General features: G+C 73.3%; 3 protein-coding genes and 1 pseudogene. All 4 read right to left on the reverse strand.

What is annotated here, in order from left to right; translation table 11 throughout:
* Positions 1-223: 223 nt before the first annotated feature.
* Positions 224-4,699 (reverse strand): annotated as a pseudogene (locus OG702_RS33590) (type I polyketide synthase); the annotation flags it as partial.
* A gap of 77 nt (positions 4,700-4,776) precedes the next feature.
* Positions 4,777-5,925, reverse strand: coding sequence for an alpha/beta hydrolase (locus tag OG702_RS33595; protein ID WP_327292730.1), 1,149 nt, complete (start codon positions 5,923-5,925; stop codon positions 4,777-4,779).
* The gene (locus tag OG702_RS33600) at positions 5,922-7,796 is read right to left on the reverse strand and encodes an HAD-IIIC family phosphatase (protein ID WP_327292731.1); all 1,875 of its coding nucleotides are present in this window, start codon (positions 7,794-7,796) and stop codon (positions 5,922-5,924) included. The genes OG702_RS33595 and OG702_RS33600 overlap by 4 nt, the downstream gene beginning before the upstream one ends.
* A gap of 193 nt (positions 7,797-7,989) precedes the next feature.
* Positions 7,990-19,845, reverse strand: coding sequence for an SDR family NAD(P)-dependent oxidoreductase (locus OG702_RS33605; protein ID WP_442814757.1), 11,856 nt, complete (start codon positions 19,843-19,845; stop codon positions 7,990-7,992).
* Positions 19,846-19,862 lie beyond the last annotated feature (17 nt).

Here is a 19,862-nt window from a genome sequence, read left to right on the forward strand (position 1 = left end):
CTTCGCTCCCGTCGGCCGGGCCGGCCGCGCTCGTGCGCCAATATGGCCAGCGCGTCTAAAACCGACCTGAAGGGGTCGCGGCCGGATGGGGGTCCGCCGGTTCCTGATCCGCCCCGGCGCCGTCCCGGCCTGCGGGTTCCGGACCCGGTGCCGGTTCCGCTTCGGCGGGAGCCGTGCCGGCGGGGGGTTGCGATCCGGTCAGGGCCCCGTGGAGGTGGCGGGCCAGGGCGCGCGGGGTCGGGTGGTCGAAGACGGCCATCGCGGACACGTCGAGCCCGGTGTCGTTGCTCAGCAGGCCACGCAGTTCCAGCGCGGTGAAGGACGAGAAGCCCAGATCCAGCAGGCTCGCCTCCTCGGGTACCGACGCGATCGACTCGTGGCCGAGGACGCCCGCGGCGTGCGCCCGTACCAGCTCGACCAGGATCTCCAGCTGCGCACCGTCCGACGCGGTGGCCAGCCGGTCCCGCACGTGCTCGGCGCCGGCCGGATCGCCGCCGGGGCGGTGCCCGGGACCGCCCGGCGAGGACAGCCGGGACACGTCCGTGAGCAGCGGCAACGCCTGCGCCGTCGCCAGCTGTTCGGCGTCCAGCTCCTCCCAGCTGATGTCCGCGACTGCGAGCGACACGGCCGGCCCGGCCAGCGCGTGGCTGAGCATGCCGACGTTCACGGCCCGCACCGCGGCCGACTCCTCACCGCTCTCCGCACTGCCGTCCGCCGCGGGGCTGCCGGCCGGCTGCCGGCGGCCCAGGGACAGCGCCACCGCGGGCAGGCCCGCGTTGCGGCGCGCATGGGCGACGGCCTCGAACGGGGCATGGACGGCGGACTCCCCGGTGGCCCCTTGCCGCAGGCCGAGGGCAGGCAGCAGGGCGTCCGACAGCAGGACGAAGGCGGCCGGGTCGTACGCGCGGGTCAACCGGTCGAGCAGCTGAGCGGTCCGCGCGCCCGTCGTCGCCGAGGGCGTGCCGCTCTCCGCGACCACGGCGACCGCGGCCAGCGGGAGGTGCGCGGGCAGCGCGGCGAGGACCGCGGCCAGCGCCTGCTCGTCACCGTCCGCCCACGCCAGCGGCGTGACGCCGGAGCCGGCCCGAGCGGTGCCGTCCGGTCCGGCCAGCAGCACCTGGCCGGCGCCCTGGGCGGCCAGCGCGGCCGCGAACTCCCCTGCCAGCGGCCCCGATCCGGCCACCAGGGCGGTACCCGACCGCAGCGCGGCCGCGGTCTTCTGATCGGGCTCCGGTGCCGGTACCGGCAGCAGCCGGCGCACCCAGGCGCCGGTGCGCCGGATCGCCAGGCGGTTCTCGCCGCCCTGCCCCAGCGCCGCGACGAGTGCGGCGGCCGCGGGCGCGTCCAGCTCGGCGGGCAGATCGACCAGGGCGCACCGGAGGTCGCCGGGCAGGTCCCACAGCGCCGCCTGGTCCGCCGCCGGACTGTCGTCGTCGGCGTCGACACCGACCGCCACCCGGGTCGCCGCCCACAGCGGGCCGCGCATCCCGGCGGCGGTGAACTCCGCCGCCAGTCGAGCCAGTTCGCCCGGCCCCGCGACCGCGCCCGGCAGCAGCAGCACCCCGTCGAGCGACGGGTCGGCCGCGAGCCGCGGCCACTCGCCGGCTGCCCGCACGGGAGAGGTGGTGAGCTGGGCCCCGGCCGCCGCCAGCGCGTGGCCCACCGGCTCGTCGCCAGGACCGTCCCCGCCGCCGAGCAGCAGCCAGCCGCCCGGGTCGGCGGGCGCGGCGGCCGCGGCCGCCGGGCGCCAGCCGAAGCGGTGCCACCACCCGTGCCGGCGCCGCCACGCGGCGAGGTGGGGCAGCAGCGCGCGCAGCGCGGGACCGGCCCGGTCGGCCAGACCCAGGGCCGCCGCGGTGCCGTCGAGATCGCCTGCGGCCACCGCGTCCCAGAACGCGTCGTCCGACCGCTCGGGCCGGGCCTCGGCGGCCGGCTCGTCCAGCCAGTACCGCACCTGGTGGAACGGGTAGGTCGGCAGCGGCACATGGCGGCCCGCACCCCCCGTCCCGCCGGTCCCGTACCAGCGAGTCCAGTCCACCGGGGCGCCGTTGACGTGCAGCGTGGCCAACGCCGATGCCAGGGTGCGGACTTCGGACCGGCCCCGGCGCAGCGCCGGTACGACCACGGCGCCCGCCGCGCCGCTCTCCTGCGCCATCGGCGCGAGCGCCACGTCGGGCCCCACCTCGACGAAGACGGTGACGCCCGCGTCCACGAGATGGCGTACCGCGTCATGGAAGCGCACGGTGCCGCGCACCTGCTCGGTCCAGTACGCGGCGGTGGCCATCCGCTCCTCGGGCCGTCCGGTGAGACCGGAGACCACCGGGATCTCCGGCACCCGGAACCGTACGCCCGCCGCGACCCGCTCGAACTCGGCGAGCATGCCGTCCATGTGCGCGGAGTGGAAGGCGTGGCTGACCCGCAGCTGCTTGACCCGCCGGCCGCGCTGCCGCCAGCGGGCGGTGACCTCGGCGACCGCGTCCGCGTCACCCGAAACGACCGTGGACTGCGCGCCGTTGACCGCGGCGATCCCGATCCGGCCGGCCACGCCCTCGAAGGACTCCAGGACCTCGGCCTCCGAGGCGCGCAACGACGTCATCAGCCCGCCGGCGGGCAGCGCGTCCATCAGCGCGCCGCGGGCCGCGACCAGCCGGCACGCGTCCGGCAGGTCCAGCATCCCGGCGGCATGGGCCGCGGCCAGCTCGCCGACGGAGTGGCCGGCCAGCAGGTCGGGGGCCGGGCGGTAGTCGGCCAGCAGCCGGTACAGCGCGGTCTCCACCGCGAAGAGGGCGGGCTGGGTGAAGCGGGTGCGGTCAAGGCGCGCGGCCTCCTCGGAGCCGGCCGGCGCCCGCAGCAGCGGAGCCAACGGCTGCTCCAGCAGCGGATCCAGCTCCGCAAGCACCTCGTCGAGGGCGTCACGGAAGACCGGGAACGCCTCGTACAGCTCCCACCCCATGCCGGGCCGCTGGCTGCCCTGGCCGGTGAAGAGATACGCCGTCCTGACCGCCGGTGAGGCGGCGCCGGTCAGCAGCCCGGGCGCGGTGCCGCCTGCGGCCAGCGCGGCGAGCGCCGCCGAGCGACCGCCGGCGTCGTCGGCGACGACCGCCGCGCGGTGTTCGAAGGTGCTGCGGGTGGACGCCAGGGCGCGGCCGACGTCGACGGCGTCGTACTCCCCGGCGCCCGCGTGTGGGGCCACCGTCTCCAGCAGCCGAGCCGCCTGGGCCCGCAGCGCCTCCGGGGTGCGGCCCGACAGCACCCAGGGCGCCAGCGGCGGTGCGGCCGCCGACGCCCGCGCGGCAGCGGCGGGATCGTCGGCGCCCGACTCCGGGTCCGCTGCCTCAGGGGCGACGCCGACCGCCGGGGGCGCCTCCTCCAGGATCACGTGCGCGTTCGTGCCGCTGATGCCGAACGAGGACACGGCCGCGCGGCGCGGCTTCGCGCCGGCCGGCCAGGGCACCTCCTCGGTCAGCAGCTCCACCGCGCCGGAGCTCCAGTCGACGTGCGGCGAGGGCTCCTGCGCGTGGAGGGTGCGCGGCAGCACCCCGTGCCGCATCGCCATCACCATCTTGATGACGCCCGCGGCCCCCGCCGCCGCCTGGGTGTGCCCGATGTTGGACTTGACCGAGCCGAGCCGCAGCGGCCGGTCCGCGGGCCGGTCGCGACCGTAGGTGGCCAGCACCGCCTGCGCCTCGACCGGGTCGCCCAGCGAGGTGCCGGTGCCGTGCCCCTCGACCACGTCGACCTGGTCGGCGCGCAGCCGCGCACCGGCCAGCGCCTGCCGGATCACCCGCTGCTGTGCGGGCCCGTTCGGGGCGGTCAGGCCGTTGCTCGCGCCGTCCTGGTTGACGGCGCTGCCGCGCAGCAGCGCGAGCACCGGGTGCCCGTTCCGCCGTGCGTCCGACAGGCGTTCGAGCAGCAGCAGGCCCACGCCCTCGGAGAAACCCGCGCCGTCCGCGCCGGCCCCGAAGGAGCGGCAGCGGCCGTCCGCGGACAGCCCCCGCTGCCGGCTGAACTCCACGAACAGCCCCGGGGTCGCCATCACTGTGACCCCGCCGGCCAGCGCCAGCGCGCAGTCCCCGGCTCGCAGGGCCTGCGCCGCCAGGTGCAGCGTCACCAGCGACGAGGAGCACGCGGTGTCCACCGAGACCGCCGGGCCGCGGAAACCGAAGGTGTACGCGATCCGGCCGGACGCCACGCTCGGCGCGCTGCCGTTGCCGATCAGACCGGCCACCTCGTCGGGCACCCGGTGAAGCCGGGAGGCGTAGTCGTCGTACATCACACCGGCGAACACGCCCGTGTCGCTGCCGCGTAGGCCGGCCGGGTCGATACCGGCCCGCTCCAGGGTCTCCCAGGCGACTTCGAGCAGCAGCCGCTGCTGCGGGTCGGTGGCCAGCGCCTCGCGCGGGCTGATGCCGAAGAACTCGGCGTCGAAGCGGTCCGCGTCGTAGAGGAATCCGCCGCGCCGGGTGTACGACGTGGTGGCCCGCTCGGGGTCCGGGTCGTAGAGGGTGTCCAGGTCCCAGCCGCGGTCGGGCGGGAAGCCGCCGGTGGCGTCCACGCCGTCGGCTACCAGCCGCCACAGATCCTCGGGCCCGCGCACCCCGCCCGGGTAGCGGCACCCCATGGCGACCACGGCGATCGGGTCGGTCCGTTCGGCCTCCAACTCCCGCACCCGCTGCCGGGCGCGCCGCAGGTCCGCGGTCACCCGCTTGAGGTAGTCGACGAGCTTCGCCTCGTCCGCCATGGCCACTCCCACCCTCTCCCGCGTCCGCGCCGCGGTCAGTTGCCGCGCCGCCGGCCGGCCAGCCGCAGCGCACGCCACAGTGCGCCGAAGACCAACCGCTTGACGTCCCGCACGCCGAGCATCCGCAACAGCGACAGCAGCACCCACACCCGGGTTTCCAGCAGATGCGACGGCGAGCCGTGCACGTCGTCGTTGTCCACCAGGTCGAGCCGCCGCACCGAGCGCCGCAGCGCCTGCGGGTCCGCGGCCGGGATGATCTCGTCGCGCCGGCTCCACAGGCACGCCACCGGCACGTCCAGCGCGGCCAGTTCACCGTCGGTCAGGCCCCACCCGGCCACCCGGTCGCCGACCCCCTCGGGCGCCGTGCCCAGCAGGTGCGCCAGCGTGTCGACGGTGACCCTCGGCACCCGCGCCTGCCAGGCGCGGTCGGCGAAGAACGCGCTGACCGGCACACCCGCGGTGATCACACCCCTGATCCGGGGGTCGGCCGCCGCGGCCCGCAGTGCCAGGTGACCGCTGAAACTCAACGCCACCAGATACGTCCGCGCGGTGTCCGCCCGCTCGCCGACCGCGTCCAGGATCGCCGACAGCATCGCGGGGCTGTCCTCGTCGTACGGGAGGGTGTTCTCGCCGACCCCGGGCATCTCCGCGACCACGCCCGCCACGCCCAGCCGGGTGGCCTGCACCAGGATCGGCGCCCACTGCTCCTTCACGCTCACGATGCCGCCGGTGACCAGCAGCAGCGGCCGGTGCTTCCCGCCGGAGCCGGCCGCGGGCAGCCCCGAGGTCCAGCAGCGCACCCGCCCGGCCGGCAGGTCCACGTCCAGGCGCTCGATGCCCTTCCGGGTGCCGCGCCAGGCGTCGAAGGCGGCGACACAGCGATCCAGTGCCTGCTGGCGGGCCGGGCCGTTCACGAACGGGAAGCGCGCCATGTTGTAGTAGCGGCTGGCCTCCAGCAGCCGGCCCGCCGCCTCGGCCCGGGCGCCCTCCCGGCTCCACTCGTAGACCCACGACCCCGGGGTGCCCTCGCCGTCGTCGGTGATCCGTGCCAGCAGCGGGTGATACCGGTCGGGACTCAACTGCTGCGCCTTGGCGTGCACTTCGACGAACTGTTTCAGCTCCTCGACGTCGTTGGCGGCGCCCGCCGTCGGAACGCTGCCGGCCGTCGTCCTGCCCTCGGTCATCGCGCTACTCCGCTCAGTGTCGTCGTCAGCCGTACGTGCGCCGGCGGATCGGCCGTGTCGTGCAGGTCGTGCAGGAAGGACGCGGCGGCCTCGTCCCCCCCGTCCTGCGGGGTGAAACCGTGCCGCGGATAGAAGTCCCTGACCATCGCGTTCTTCGCCGACGCCCGGTAGCCGCCCGCGACCGCGGACGCCCCCGAGGCCCTGGCGTGCGCCAGCACCGCGGCCAGGCAGGTCTGCTCGATACCGCGGGAGAACACCCGGCAGCTCAGCACCACGTTGTCGATCCGCAGCACCTTCTCCTCCCAGCGGGCGAAGACCGCGCCCACCAGGCCGTTCTCGCCGAATCTGTCCGAGGAGGCGATCCGCAGCACGAGACCGGCCGGGTCGGCGATCCACGCGCTCACCTCGGCAGGCTGCAGTCGGCGGGTGGTGAGGTTGAACTGATTGGTGCGCAGAGTCAGTTGGGACACCCGTGGCACCTCCCGCTCGGTGGGCACCGCCAGCTCCACCCGGATGTCCAGTTCCGCCAGGTAGTCGCCCACCGACGTGAAGCCCTCGCGGAAGTCCGCCCGCGCCAGCTCGTCGCGGTAGCGGGACGTACGCGCCCGGTCCTCGGCGGTCACCTCGCGAACGTCGAACCAGCCGTCCGCCAGCAGCCGTTCGATGTGCAGCGCCGGTTCGTCGTCCAGCCGCACCACTGCCACCTCCGGCAACTGCCGCCCGACCAGGCCGCACTCGAAGGGGCTGTCGTCGGCGAAGACCAGGCTGTCGACACCGATGTTCAGCGCGGCGGCCAGCTCCGTCAGGTTGTCGTGCTTGGGCCGCCAGTTGGCCGCCACCCGGACGAAGTCCTCCTCGCGCAGCACCATTCCGGCCCGGTCACGCAGGGCCTGCGCGACCGGCCCGGCGTCGTTCTTGCTGGCCACCGCGAGCACCACGCCCTGCGAGCCGATCTGCTTGACCACCCGCTGGAACGCCGCGAACGCCTCACCCCGGAAGCCCTCGCCGATCTCGATGCCGTCGACTCCCTCCTCGCTGAGGATCCCGCCCCACAACGTCTCGTCCAGATCGACCACCAGCGCCTTCTTCGTCCGCCCCGCCCCGCCGCGGGCCAGGTGGACCACCTCGCGGGCGTAGGCCGCCGTCAGCTCCGGCGACAGGTGCTCCCTGGCGTACGCGCTCAGCCGCGGATCGGTGACCGGCAGGCCCTCGGCCAGCAACGGGTCGAGGTCGACCACCGCGACGGAGGCCCCCGCCAGCCGCAGCAGCCGCGCGTTGGCCTCCCGCCACATCGCGCCCAGCTCCGCCCGCGACCGCAGGTCCACCAGCTGCGCGGTCCAACGCCTCGGGAGCGGGATCGTGTTGACGACCAGCACGCCGCCACGGCCAGCCGCGTCGAAGGTCTTCACCAGCCGCTCCAGCGTGGCCAGCTTCTCGGCGAGCACCCGCTCGACATCCTCGGGCCCCCACGGGACCGGCACCTCGTCGAAGACCACGAAGGGGTCGAGCACGCAGAGCGTCAGGTCGGCGTCGGCCGCGTACAGCGCGCTGTCGGGGTCTGACAGCTCGAAGATCCAGCTGTCGAAGGCCGACGTGTGCGGACGCAGCAGCAATCCGTGCCTGGCCGCCTGCGCGGTGAGCGCGGGCACCAGCGCCGACAGCGTGCCATGACCGGTGACGGCGACCTTCACCACCGGCGTGCCGGGGTGCTCGCGCAGTATCTCCGCCGGATCCAGGCGCGCCAACAGGCGCCCGGCTCGCTGCAGTTCGGCGTCGGGCAGACCGGCGAGCAGCCCCCGCAGGCGCGGGTACCCGCTGACCGCGAGCCCCGCTCGCAGCAACCCGAACACATCCTCCTCGGGCACGGACATCCTGGTCCTCTCGGCGAGATCAGCTATAGGGCGATGAGGGTGGTGGTGCGGTGGTGGCGTGGACACTGCTCCGTGGCCGTACTGCCCCATGCTCATAAGCAGCGCTAAAGTCCGCCTTACGGAGACCTGTCGGCGCGGCTCGTGACACGGTCGGCGCGTCGGGTGAGCGGGCTGGTGCGGCAGGGCCGTCGGCTCACGCACCCTCCGCCGCCGAGCCGCCGAGATCGAACTCCCGGTCGATCAGATCCAGCAGGTCCTCGGCGGTCGCCGTGCTGATGTCGGCCCCGTCGGACGGCGCCGCCACGCCCGCGGCCACCCCGGCGGCGGAGCCGCCGCCCGCGGCCTCCTCCAGGCTCCACAGGATGCCGCGCAGCCGGGCCAGCGCCTTCTCCCGTGCCCCCTCGTCGGCGGCGCCGAAGCCGGCGACCGCCGCGTCCACCCGGTCCAGCTCCGCGAACAGCTGGGCCGCCGGGCCCGGCCGCGAGTCCGCCAGCCGCCCCAGTACGAACTCGATCACCGCGGACGGCGTCGGCTCGTCGAACACCAGCGTCGCCGGCATCCGCAGCCCGGTCGCCGCGTCCAGCCTGTTGCGCAGCTCGACCCCGGTCAGCGAGTCGAACCCCAGCTCTTTGAACGGCCGTTCGACGTCCACCGCGGACGGATCCGCGTGCCCCAGAACCGCGGCGACCGTGCCACGTACCAACTGCGCCACCTCGCCCCGCTGCTCCTCGGGCGGCAGCCCGGCCAGCGCCGCCACCCCTGCGGGCCCGTCCTGCGCCCGGCGCGCGGGCCGCCGCACCAGCTGCCTCAGCAGCGCGGGCGTCGGTGAGAGCGCCCGCAGCGCCCGGGTGTCGAGGCTGACCGGCAGCAGCACCGGGTCAGGGGCGGCCAGCGCGGTGTCGAGGAGCGTGAGGGCGTGCGGTGTGGCCAGGGCCTGGAGACCGTGCTGGTTGAGCCGCCTGCGGCGTCCGGTGTCGAGGCTGCCGGTCATCGTGCTGGTGTGTTGCCAGAGGCCCCAGGCGAGGGTGGTGGCGGGTTGGTGGTGGGTGTGGCGGTGGTGGGCGAGTGCGTTGAGGTAGGTGTTGGCGGCGTTGTAGTTGGCTTGGCCGGGGTTGGCGAGGGTGGCGGCTGCGGAGGAGTAGAGGAGGTAGTGGTGGAGGTGGGGGAGGTGTGCGGTGTGGAGGTGGTGTGCGGTGTCGATTTTGGGGGTGAGGGTGGCGTGGAGTTGTTGGGGGGTGAGGGTGGTGAGGGTGGCGTCGTTGAGGGTGCCTGCGGTGTGGATGATGGTGGTGATGGGGTGGTTGTCGGGGATGGTGGCGAGGAGTTGGGTGAGTTGGGTGGGGTCGGCGGTGTCGGTGGCGGTGAGGGTGGCTGTGGCGCCGAGTTGGGTGAGTCGGGTGGTGAGGTCGGTTGCGGTGGGGGAGTCGGGTCCTGAGCGGCTGGCGAGGAGGAAGTGTCGGTGGCCGTGGTGTTCGGCGAGGTGCAGGGCGGTGAGTCCGGCGAGGGCGCCGGTGCCGCCGGTGATCAGCGTGGTGCCCTCGGGGTGAGGGGTGCTCCGGACTGCCGCCGCGTCGTCCGCCTGCGGGAGATGGCGTGCCAGCCGCAGCCCGTAGGCCGTACCGGCGCGGACCGCGACATACGGCTCGCCCGCCGCCCGGGCCGCCGCGACCACACCTGCCAGCGCTTGCGCCGACTCCGCCGTGCCATCGGTGTCGACCAGCGTGATCCGCCACGGGAACTCGCTCTGCGCGGTCCGCACCAGCCCGGTCACCGTGGCCTGCACCAGGTCCGGGTCCTCGGCGGGATCCACCACGGCGGCGCCGCGGGTGACCAGGACGAGGTGCACGTCCAGCAGGCGGTCGTCGGCCAGCCAGGACTGCAGCGACAGTAGCGCCGCCTCGGCCGCGGCATGTGCCTGGGCAGGTATGTCCGGAGAGGCACCGTCCGCGGGAGGGACGTCGTCGGCGGCCGGGCAGAGGAAGCGCACCAGCGTGTCCGGCCGCTCGTCGCCGTCAGGCACCGCGGCCTGCTCGGCATACACCCGGCCCGGAGCCCCCTCCCCGGCCTCGCCCAGCACCGCCCACCGCGAGACGTCCACGGCGCTCGGCTCGACCGGTTCGACCGCCAGCCGCGCCCATTCCTCCCGGTACAGGCCCTCCACCGGCTGCCGCCCGATGGCCGCGACCTGTTCGGCGTCCAGTACGCGGGTGGTGAGCCGTTCGACGCCGGCCACCAGGTGTCCGGCCGGGTCGGTGAGCTCGATAGCGAGGGAGTCCTCGCCGGTGCGGGTCAGGTGCACGCGGGCAGTCGTGGCACCGGTGGCGTGCAGTTGCACCCCGCTCCACGCGAACGGCAGCCGCGTCTCCCCGTCCGCCGCCAGCGCCAGCGGGTGCAGCGCCGCATCCAGCAGCGCCGGGTGCACGCCGAACCGCGCGCTCTGCGCCTGCTGGTCCGGGGCGAGGCCGACCTCGGCGTACAGCTCGTCGCCGTCCTGCCAGGCCGCTGTGAGGTTCTGGAAGGCCGGCCCGTAGAGATAGCCGTGGTCGGCGAGGATGCCGTACGCGTCGGCGAGGTCGATCGGCGTCGCACCCGCGGGCGGCCATACGGTGCCGCCCGCAGCTGACGCGGAGCCCGCGGCCGCGGCAGCGGTGAGGGTGCCGGTGGCGTGCCGGGTCCAGGCGGTGGCGTCGGGGTCGTCGTGGGCCGTGTCGGTGCCGGGTTCGGGGCGGGAGTGGACGGTGAGGGTGCGCCGGTCGGCATCGTCGGACGCGCCCAGCGTGACCTGGAGCTGGATCGCCCGGCCGTCGCGCAGGACGAGTGGAGCTTCGAGCGTCAGCTCCTCGATCGCCTGCTGTTCGGTGTTCTCCCCTGCGTGCAGCGCGAGTTCGACGAGGGCGGTGCCGGGCAGCAGCACGGTCTCGCCGACGGCGTGGTCCGCCAGCCAGGGATGGTCCGCCGTGGACAACCTCCCGGTGAACAGTGCCGAGCCGTCCGGCAGGTGCACCGAAGCCCCGAGGAACGGATGATTCGCTGCCTGCTGCCCCAACCCGCTCGGGTCACCGCTCCCTGCCGCCAACTTCGCCCAGTAGTGGGTGGTCTGGAAGGCGTAGGTGGGGAGGTCGGTGGTGGGGGTGTCGGTGAAGTGGTTGGTCCAGGTGAGGGGTGCGTTGTGGGTGTGGGCGTGTGCGAGGGCGGTGGTGAGTTGGGTGGGTCCGCCGTGGTTGCGGCGGAGGGTGCCGAGGGCGGTGATGGGTTGTCGGTGGGGGTGGTTTTCGGCGGTTTGGTGGATGGCGTGGGTGAGGACGGGGTGGGGGCTGGGTTCGATGTAGAGGGTGTGTCCGGTGGTGATGAGGTGGGTGGTTGTGGTGTGGAGTTGGACGGGTTGGCGGAGGTTGTCGTACCAGTAGGTGGGGTTGAGGGTGGTGGTGTCGGTGGGGTCGGTGTCCGGTCGGGTGGTGGAGTAGAAGGGGATGGTGGATGCGTGGGGGGTGATGGGTGCGAGGTCGGTGAGGATGCGTTCGCGTAGGGGGTCGATGTGGGGGGAGTGGGAGGCGTAGTCGACGGGGACGAGGCGGCTGTCGACATGCTCGTCTTGTAGTGCCTGGTGGAGGTGGTGGATGGCGTGGGTGTCGCCGGACAGGGTGGTGCTGATGGGGCTGTTGAGGGTGGCGATGGTGACGCCGGGGTGTTGGGTCAGGCGTTGTTCGAGGTCGTCTGCGGGCAGTGGGACGTGGAGCATGGTGCCTCGGCCGGCGATGGAGCTGAAGGTCTGGCTGCGGAGGGCGATGATGCGGGCGGAGTCGTTGAGGGTGAGGGCGCCGGCGATGTGTGCTGCGGCGATTTCGCCTTGGGAGTGGCCGATGACGGCTGAGGGGGTGAGGCCGTGGTGTTGCCAGAGGCGGGCCAGGGAGATCATGGTTGCCCAGAGCATGGGCTGGATGACGTCGACACGTTCCGGGTCTGCGGAGCTGGGGGCTTGGTTGAGGGTGTCGATGAGGTGCCAGTCGGTGAAGGGGGCCAGGGCGTGGTGGCAGGCTTCGATGTGCTGGGCGAACACCGGGTCGGTCCGCAGCAACTCCTGTGCCATGCCGGGCCATTGCGAGCCCTGACCGGGAAAGACCAGCACCGTCTTCGGTATCCCTGAGGGCGCGACGGCCGCGTAAAGGTCCGAGTGCGGCCGGCCGTTGACGAAATCGCCGAGCGCCCCGCCTAGGTCGTCGCGGTTGGTGCTGGTGACGGCGAGGCGGTGGGGGAAGCGGGTGCGGGTGGTGGCCAGGGCGGCAGCGATGTGGTGCGGGTCCTGTTCGCGGTGCTGGTCGAGATGGGCGTGCAGGCGGCGGGCCTGGTCGGTGAGGGCCTCGGGAGTGCGGGCGGACAGCAGCCAGGGCCCGAAGGCTGGCCGCTCCACCGGAGCTGCCGACTCCGCTGTCTCAGGGGCTTGTTCGAGGATGAGGTGCGCGTTGGTGCCGCTGATCCCGAAGGAGGAGACTCCTGCCCGGCGCGGGCGGTCCACTTCGGGCCATGTGACGGCCGTCTGGGTGAGTGCGATGGTTCCGGAGCTCCAGTCCACGTGCTCCGAGGGCGTGTCGAGGTGCAGGGTGGCGGGCAGCTGCCCTTCCTGGAGGGCGCGGACCATCTTGATGACCCCGGCGATCCCGGCGGCGGCCTGGGTGTGGCCGATGTTGGACTTCACCGAGCCCAGCAGCAGCGGCCGTTCGGCCGGGCGATCCTTACCGTAAGTGGCCTGGAGTGCCTGCGCCTCGATCGGGTCGCCCAACCGCGTCCCCGTCCCGTGCGCCTCGACTGCGTCGATGTCCCCTGGTGCGAGGCCGGAGTTGGCAAGGGCCTGGCGGATGACGCGTTCCTGGGAAGGGCCGTTGGGTGCGGTGAGGCCGTTGCTGGCGCCGTCCTGGTTGACCGCGCTGCCACGCAGGACGGCGAGCACGCGGTGCCCGTTGCGCTCGGCGTCCGACAGCCGCTCAAGCAGCACCATTCCGACGCCCTCGGCGAGGCTGAAGCCGTCGGCGCTGTCCGAGAAGGGCTTGCAGCGGCCGTCGGGAGCCAGACCCCGCTGCCGGCTGAACTCCAGGAACGGGCTCGGCACCGCCATCACCGTCGCGCCGCCGGCCAGCGCGAGCGTGCACTCGTCGCCGCGCAGCGCCTGGGCGGCCAGGTGGATGGCCACCAGTGACGACGAGCACGCGGTGTCGACCGTCATCGCCGGGCCCTCGAAGCCGAGGGTGTAGGCGATCCGGCCGGACGCCACCGACGTCGTGTTGCCGGTGGCGAGGTACCCCTCCAACTCCTGCGTGTTCTCGGCGCTGATCTGGCCCGCGTAGTTCTGCGCCACGACGCCGGTGAAGACGCCGGTGCGGCTGCCGTGCAGAGCGGCGGGGTCGAGCCGGGCGTTCTCCAGTGCCTCCCAGGCGGTGTGTAGCAGCAGCCGCTGCTGCGGGTCCGTGGCCAGCGCCTCGCGCGGGTTGATCCCGAAGAAGTCCGCGTCGAAGTCGCCCGCGTCGTGCAGGAATCCGCCACCGCGGCTGTACGTGGTGCCGAAGTGGTCGGGGTCGGGGTCGTAGAGGCGGTCCAGGTCCCAGCCCCGGTCGGTGGGGAACGGCCCGGTGGCGTCGGCCCCTTCGGTCAGCAGCGACCACAGCTCCTCCGGGTTGCGTACCCCGCCCGGGAAGCGGCAGGACATCCCCACGATCGCGATCGGTTCGTCCGCCGCGCCGGCGGCGCCACCGGCCGGACGCGTCTGAGCGACACCCAGGGCGCCGGCGTTGCCCGAGCCGCCGGTGGCCGGATCCACCAACTCGTCCCGCAGGTGGGCCGCCAGGCGAGCGGGGCTCGGGTAGTCGAAGATCATTGTCGTGGGCAGCCGCAGACCGGTGGCCGCGCCCAGCAGGTTGCGCAGCTCCACCGCGGTCAGTGAGTCGAAGCCCAACTCCTTGAAAGCCGCGTCCACTTGGATGGCGTCCGCGCCGTCCGGGTGGCCGAGCACCGCGGCCGCCTGCGTACGGACCAGCCTCAGCAGTGTCTCGCTCTGATCCGCTGCCGGCTGCCGCCGCAACTGCTGCCGCAGCGCGTCCGTGGTCGTCCCGCCGCCCACCGTCCTGCCCGCTGCCGTCCGCCGGCTCGGACGCCGGGCGAGGCCGCGCAGAACGGCCGGCGCGAGGGCGGGGTCCAGCCGCCGGGCGTCGAGCTCGACCGGTACGAGCAGTGCGTCCGGTGCGGCGAGCGCGGAGTCGAGGAGGTCGAGGGCGCGTGGAGTGGAAAGCGCCCGCAGTCCCTGCTGGTTGAGGCGCTGGCGCTGGACCGCGCTGAGGGCGCCGGTCAGCGCACTCGTCTGCTCCCAAAGCCCCCAGGCGAGGCTGGTCGCGGGTTGGTGGTGGCGGTGCCTGTGGTGGGCGAGGGCGTCCAGGAAGGCGTTGGCGGCGTTGTAGTTGGCCTGCCCGGGGTTGGCGAGCGTTGCGGCTGCGGAGGAGTAGATCACGTATTGGTGGAGGTACGGAAGGCCGGCGGCGTGCAGATGGTGGGCGGTGTCGATCTTGGGGGTGAGGGTCGCATGCAGCTGCTCGGGGGTCAGAGCGGTGAAACTTGCGTCGTTGAGGGTGCCGGCGGCGTGCACGACGGTGGTGATGGGGCGGTCGTCGCCGACGGTGGCCAGGAGCGCGGCCAGCTGGCCGGGATCGGCGGTGTCGGTGGCCGTGACGGTGGCCGTGGCACCGTGCTCCGCCAGTTGGTCGAGGAGGGCAACCGCTTGGGGCGCCTTGGGTCCTGAGCGGCTGGCGAGGAGGAAGTGCCGGTGGCCGTGGTGTTCGGCGAGATGCAGGGCGGTGAGTCCGGCGAGGGCGCCGGTGCCGCCGGTGATCAGCGTGGTGCCGTCGGGGTGCGGCTGCCGGGGGAGGGTGAGGGCGAGCTTGCCTGTGTGCCGGGCCTGACTCAGGTGGCGCAGCGCCCGGGGGGCGTCCTCGATGGCGTAGGCGGTGGTCGGCAGCGGCGGAAGTGTGCCGTCGGCGAACAGCCGGTGCAGCGTGCCGAGGATGTCCCGCAGAACATCCGGTCCGGCGTCGTTGAGGTCGATGGCTTGGTAGTGGGTGCCGGGGTGTTGGGCGGTGATGGTGGCGGGGTCGCGGATGTCGGTCTTGCTCATGTCGATGAAGTGGCCGCCGTGCGGGAGCAGCCGCAGGGTGGTGTCGGTGTGTTCGTGGGCGAGGGAGTGCAGGACGACGTCCATGCCGTGGCCGTCGGTGCGGGCGAGGAAGTGGTCGGCGTATTCGTGGGTGCGTGAGTTGGCGATGTCGTCTGGTGCGTAGCCCAGTTCGGTGGTGAGGGTGTGGTGTTTGGGGAGACTGGCGGTGGCGTAGGTGTGGGCGCCCAGGTGCCGGGCGAGGTGGGTGGCTGCCTGGCCGACGCCGCCGGTCGCGGTGTGGATCAGCAGGTTCTGCCCGGCCTTGAGGTCCGCCAGGGTGACGAGGGTGTAGTACGCCGTCGCGTAGGCCAGCGTCGCCGAGGCCGCCTCCGCGGACGTCCACTCCTGCGGCACCCTGGTGAGTACGCGGTGGTCGGTCACGGTCGTGGCGCCGGTGCCGTGGGTGAGGATGCCCATCACGCGGTCGCCGACTTCGAGGCCGGTCACGTCGGGGCCGACTTCGGTGATGACACCGGCGCCTTCCGATCCGAGGTGGGGCACGGGTTCGGGATACATACCCAGGGTGATCAGCACGTCGCGGAAGTTCAGGCCCACCGCTTCCAAGGAGACCCGGACCTGGCCCGGTTCGAGGGGCTTGTCGAGGTCGGGCGCCGGCAGCAGCGCGAGCCGGTCGGGGCTGCCGGGTGACGTGAGTCCCAGCCGCCAGGCGCCGGCATCCACAGAGGGGATCGTGAGCCGGCTCTGCAGGCTGTTCGTCAGCCGTTGCGTGTACAACTCGCCCTTGCGCAGCGCGGTGTACGGCTCCTCCGCCGCCCGGGCTGCGGTGATCGCGCGGACCAGTTCCCGGGTGGAGAAGGGGTGGCCTTCCAGGTCGATGAGCGTGATCCGTCCCGGGTGCTCGCTCTGCGCCGTCCGTACCAGGCCGGTCACCGTGGCCTGCACGAGATCCGGATCGTCCGCGTGCTCGACGGGTGCGGCGTTCACCGTCACCACCACCAGGTGCGTATCCGCCACGTCCGGTCGGTCCAGCCACTCCTGGAGCCGTAGCAGTGCGTCCTCGGCGGCCGCGTGCGCCTGTCCCACCACGTCCACACCGCCCTGCGGGCTCACGAACAGCAGCGCCGTGGCGGGTGCCGGGTCGCCCATGGCATCGAGCTCCGGGTGCCTCGGCAGGCCCAGTCCGGCCGGATCCTCGTCTCCCCAGATCACCCAACGGCCTGTGTCCACGGCCGTGTCCGCCAGCGGGAGCGCGGTCCACTCGACCCTGTAGAGGGAGGTGTCGCGACGTGCCGCCACCGCGGCGCCGAGAGCCGCCGGATTCCACGGCCGCGTCGCCAACTGCTCGACTGTGAGGAGAGGTTGCCCCGTCGCGTCCGACATCTCGATGGCCACCCCGTCCTCACCCAGCCGGGTCAGGTGGACGCGCGCGGCCGTCGCGCCGGTGGCGTGCAGCCGTACCCCGTTCCACGCGAAGGGCAGCCGCGTCTCCCCGTCCGCCGCCAGCGCCAGCGGGTGCAGGGCGGCGTCGAGGAGCGCGGGGTGGATGCCGTAGGCCTGGGGATCGGCGCCGTCGCCCTGGTCGAGCTCGGCGTAGAGGTCGTCGCCGTGCTGCCAGGCGGCGGTGAGGTTCTGGAAGGCGGGGCCGTACTCGTATCCGCGACCGGCGAGGGCCGCGTAGGCGTCGGTGAGGTCGAGCGGGGTGGCGCCGGCGGGCGGCCAGGGGGCGTTCGGCCGACTCGGGGCGGGCGCCTGGGAGGGTGTGAGGGTGCCGGTGGCGTGGCGGGTCCACGAGGTGGTGGTGCCGGGGTCGTCGGCGTCGGGCGGCTCGGGCCGCGAATGGACTGTGAGGCTGCGGCGGTCGGCCTCGTCAGGTGCGCCGACAGTCAACTGGAGCTGGACCGCGCTCTGGGAGTGCAGCACGAGCGGAGCTTCGAGGGTCAGCTCTTCTACGGTGTCGTGGCCGGTGTCCTCGCCCGCGTGCAGCGCGAGTTCGACGAAGGCGGTGCCGGGCAGCAGCACCGTACCGGCGACGGCGTGGTCGGCCAGCCACGGGTGGTCGCGTACCGACAGCCGTCCGGTCAGCACCGAGCCGCCGTCCTCCGCCAGTCGCACCACCGCACCGAGCAGCGGATGCCGGGTGCGGCTGAGCCCGGCCTGTGCCACGTCGCCCGTCCCAGCACTGCTCCTCACCCAGTAGTGGGTGGTCTGGAAGGCGTAGGTGGGGAGGTCGGTGGCGGGGGTGTCGGCGAAGTGTGTGGTCCAGTCGAGGGGGGCGTTGTGGACGTGGGCGCGGGCCAGCGCACCTGCGATTTGGCTGGGTCCGCCGTGGTTGCGGCGGAGGGTGCCGAGGGCGGTGATGGGTTGTCCGTGGGGGTGGTTTTCGGCGGTTTGGTGGATGGCGTGGGTGAGGACGGGGTGGGGGCTGGGTTCGATGTAGAGGGTGTGTCCGGTGGTGATGAGCTGACTTGCTGTGGCTTGGAGTTGGACGGGTTGGCGGAGGTTGTCGTACCAGTAGGTGGCGTTGAGGGTGGTGGTGTCGGTGGGGTCGGTGTCCGGTCGGGTGGTGGAGTAGAAGGGGATGGTCGCGGGCTGGGGGGTGATGGGTGCGAGGTCGCGGAGGATCCGCTCTTTGAGGGGGTCGATGTGGGGGGAGTGGGAGGCGTAGTCGACGGGCACGAGGCGGCTGTCGACACGCTCGCCTTGTAGTGCTTCGTGCAGTCGGTGGATGGCGTCGGTGTCGCCGGACAGGGTGGTGCTGATGGGGCTGTTGAGGGTGGCGATGGTGACGCCGGGGTGTTGGGGCAGTCGGGTGGTGATCTCGTCTGCTGGTAGCGGGACGTGGAGCATGGTTCCCCGGCCGGCGATCGAGCTGAAGGTCTGGCTGCGCAGGGCGATGATGCGGGCGGAGTCGTTGAGGGTGAGGGCGCCGGCGATGTGCGCTGCGGCGATCTCGCCTTGGGAGTGACCGATGACAGCTGAAGGGGCCAGGCCGTGGTGTTGCCAGAGGCGGGCCAGGGAGATCATCGTCGCCCAGAGCATGGGCTGGACGACGTCGACACGTTCCGGGTCGGCCGAGCCCGGGGCTTGGTTGAGGGTGTCGATGAGGTGCCAGTCGGTGAAGGGTGCCAGGGCGTGGTGGCAGGCTTCGATGTGCTGGGCGAACACCGGGTCGGTCCGCAGCAACTCCTGTGCCATACCGGGCCACTGGGAGCCCTGGCCGGGGAAGACCAGCACCGTCTTCGGTACGTCCGCCGCCGCAACGGCCTGGTAGACGTCGGGTGACGGCTCACCTTTCGCGAAGCTGTCCAGCGCCGTGGCCAGGTCGTCGCGGGTGGTGCTGGTGACGGCGAGGCGGTGGGCGAAGCGGGTGCGGGTGGTGGCCAGGGCGGCAGCGATGTGGTGCGGGTCCTGCTCGGGGTGCTGGTCGAGATGGGCGTGCAGGCGGCGGGCCTGGTCGGTGAGGGCCTCGGGCGTACGGGCGGACAGCAGCCAAGGCCCGATTACCGAGTGTGACCCCGGGGCAGCGACCGCGGGTTCGTCCTCTTCCACCGGCGCCTGTTCCAGGATGAGATGGGCGTTGGTGCCGCTGATCCCGAAGGAGGAGACGGCCGCGCGTCGCGGTCGGTCGACGTCCGGCCAGCGGGTGGCGCGGTCGGTGAGTGCGATGCTTCCCTCGCTCCAGTCGACGTGTCCTGAGGGCGTGTCGAGGTGGAGGGTGGCGGGCAGCTGCCCTTCCTGGAGGGCGCGGACCATCTTGATGACCCCGGCGATCCCGGCGGCGGCCTGGGTGTGGCCGATGTTGGACTTCACCGAGCCCAGCAGCAGCGGCCGTTCGGCCGGGCGGTCTTGCCCGTAAGTGGCCTGGAGTGCCTGCGCCTCGATGGGATCCCCCAGGGGCGTCCCCGTCCCATGGGCCTCGACGGCGTCGATGTCGCCCGTGGTCAGTCGCGCGTCGGCCAGCGCCGCCCGGATCACCCGCTGTTGGGACGGCCCGTTCGGCGCGGTCAACTGGCTGCTCTGGCCGTCCTGGTTGACCGCGCTGCCGCGGATGACGGCCAGTACACGGTGACCGTTCCGGCGCGCGTCCGAGAGCCGCTCCAGCAGGACCAGGCCCGCGCCTTCGGCGAGGCTGAAACCGTCGGCGCTGTCCGAGAAGGGCTTGCAGCGGCCGTCGGGAGCCAGCCCGCGCTGCCGGCTGAACTCCAGGAAGGGGTTCGGGGCGGAGATCACCGTGGCGCCCCCGGCCAGCGCGAGCCCGCACTCGTCGTTGCGCAGCGCCTGCATGGCGAGGTGGATGGCGACCAGGGACGACGAGCAGGCCGTGTCCACGGTGAGGGTCGGGCCTTCGAGCCCGAGGGTGTAGGCGATCCGCCCGGACGCGACCGACGTCGTATTGCCGGTGGCCAGATAACCCTCCAGGTCGTGGGCGTGCTCGGGGGCGAGTCGGGCCGCGTAGTCCTGGGCGATCACGCCGGTGAAGACGCCGGTCCGCGTCCCGTGCAGCGTCGTCGGATCCAGCCGGGCGCTCTCCAGCGCCTCCCAGGCGGTGTGCAGCAGCAGCCGCTGCTGCGGGTCCGTGGCCAGCGCCTCGCGCGGGTTGATCCCGAAGAACGAGGCGTCGAACTCCCCTGCGTCGTGCAGGAATCCACCGGTACGCGCGTACGAGGCCCCGGTACGGTCGGGGTCCGGGTCGTACAGCTCCTCCAGGCTCCAGCCCCGGTCGTCCGGCAGCGGGCCGGTGGCGTCGGTCTCCGCGACCAGCAGCGACCACAGCTCGTCCGGGGTGTGTACGTCGCCCGGGAACCGGCAGGCCATTCCCACGATCGCAATCGGCTCGCGCCGTGCTGCCTCCACCTGGCCCAACTGGCGGCGCGCCTGCTGGAGGTCGGCCGTCACGCGCTTGAGGTAGTCGC

This window comes from Streptomyces sp. NBC_01198 (assembly GCF_036010485.1).
In the GTDB taxonomy this organism is placed as follows: Bacteria; Actinomycetota; Actinomycetes; order Streptomycetales; family Streptomycetaceae; genus Actinacidiphila.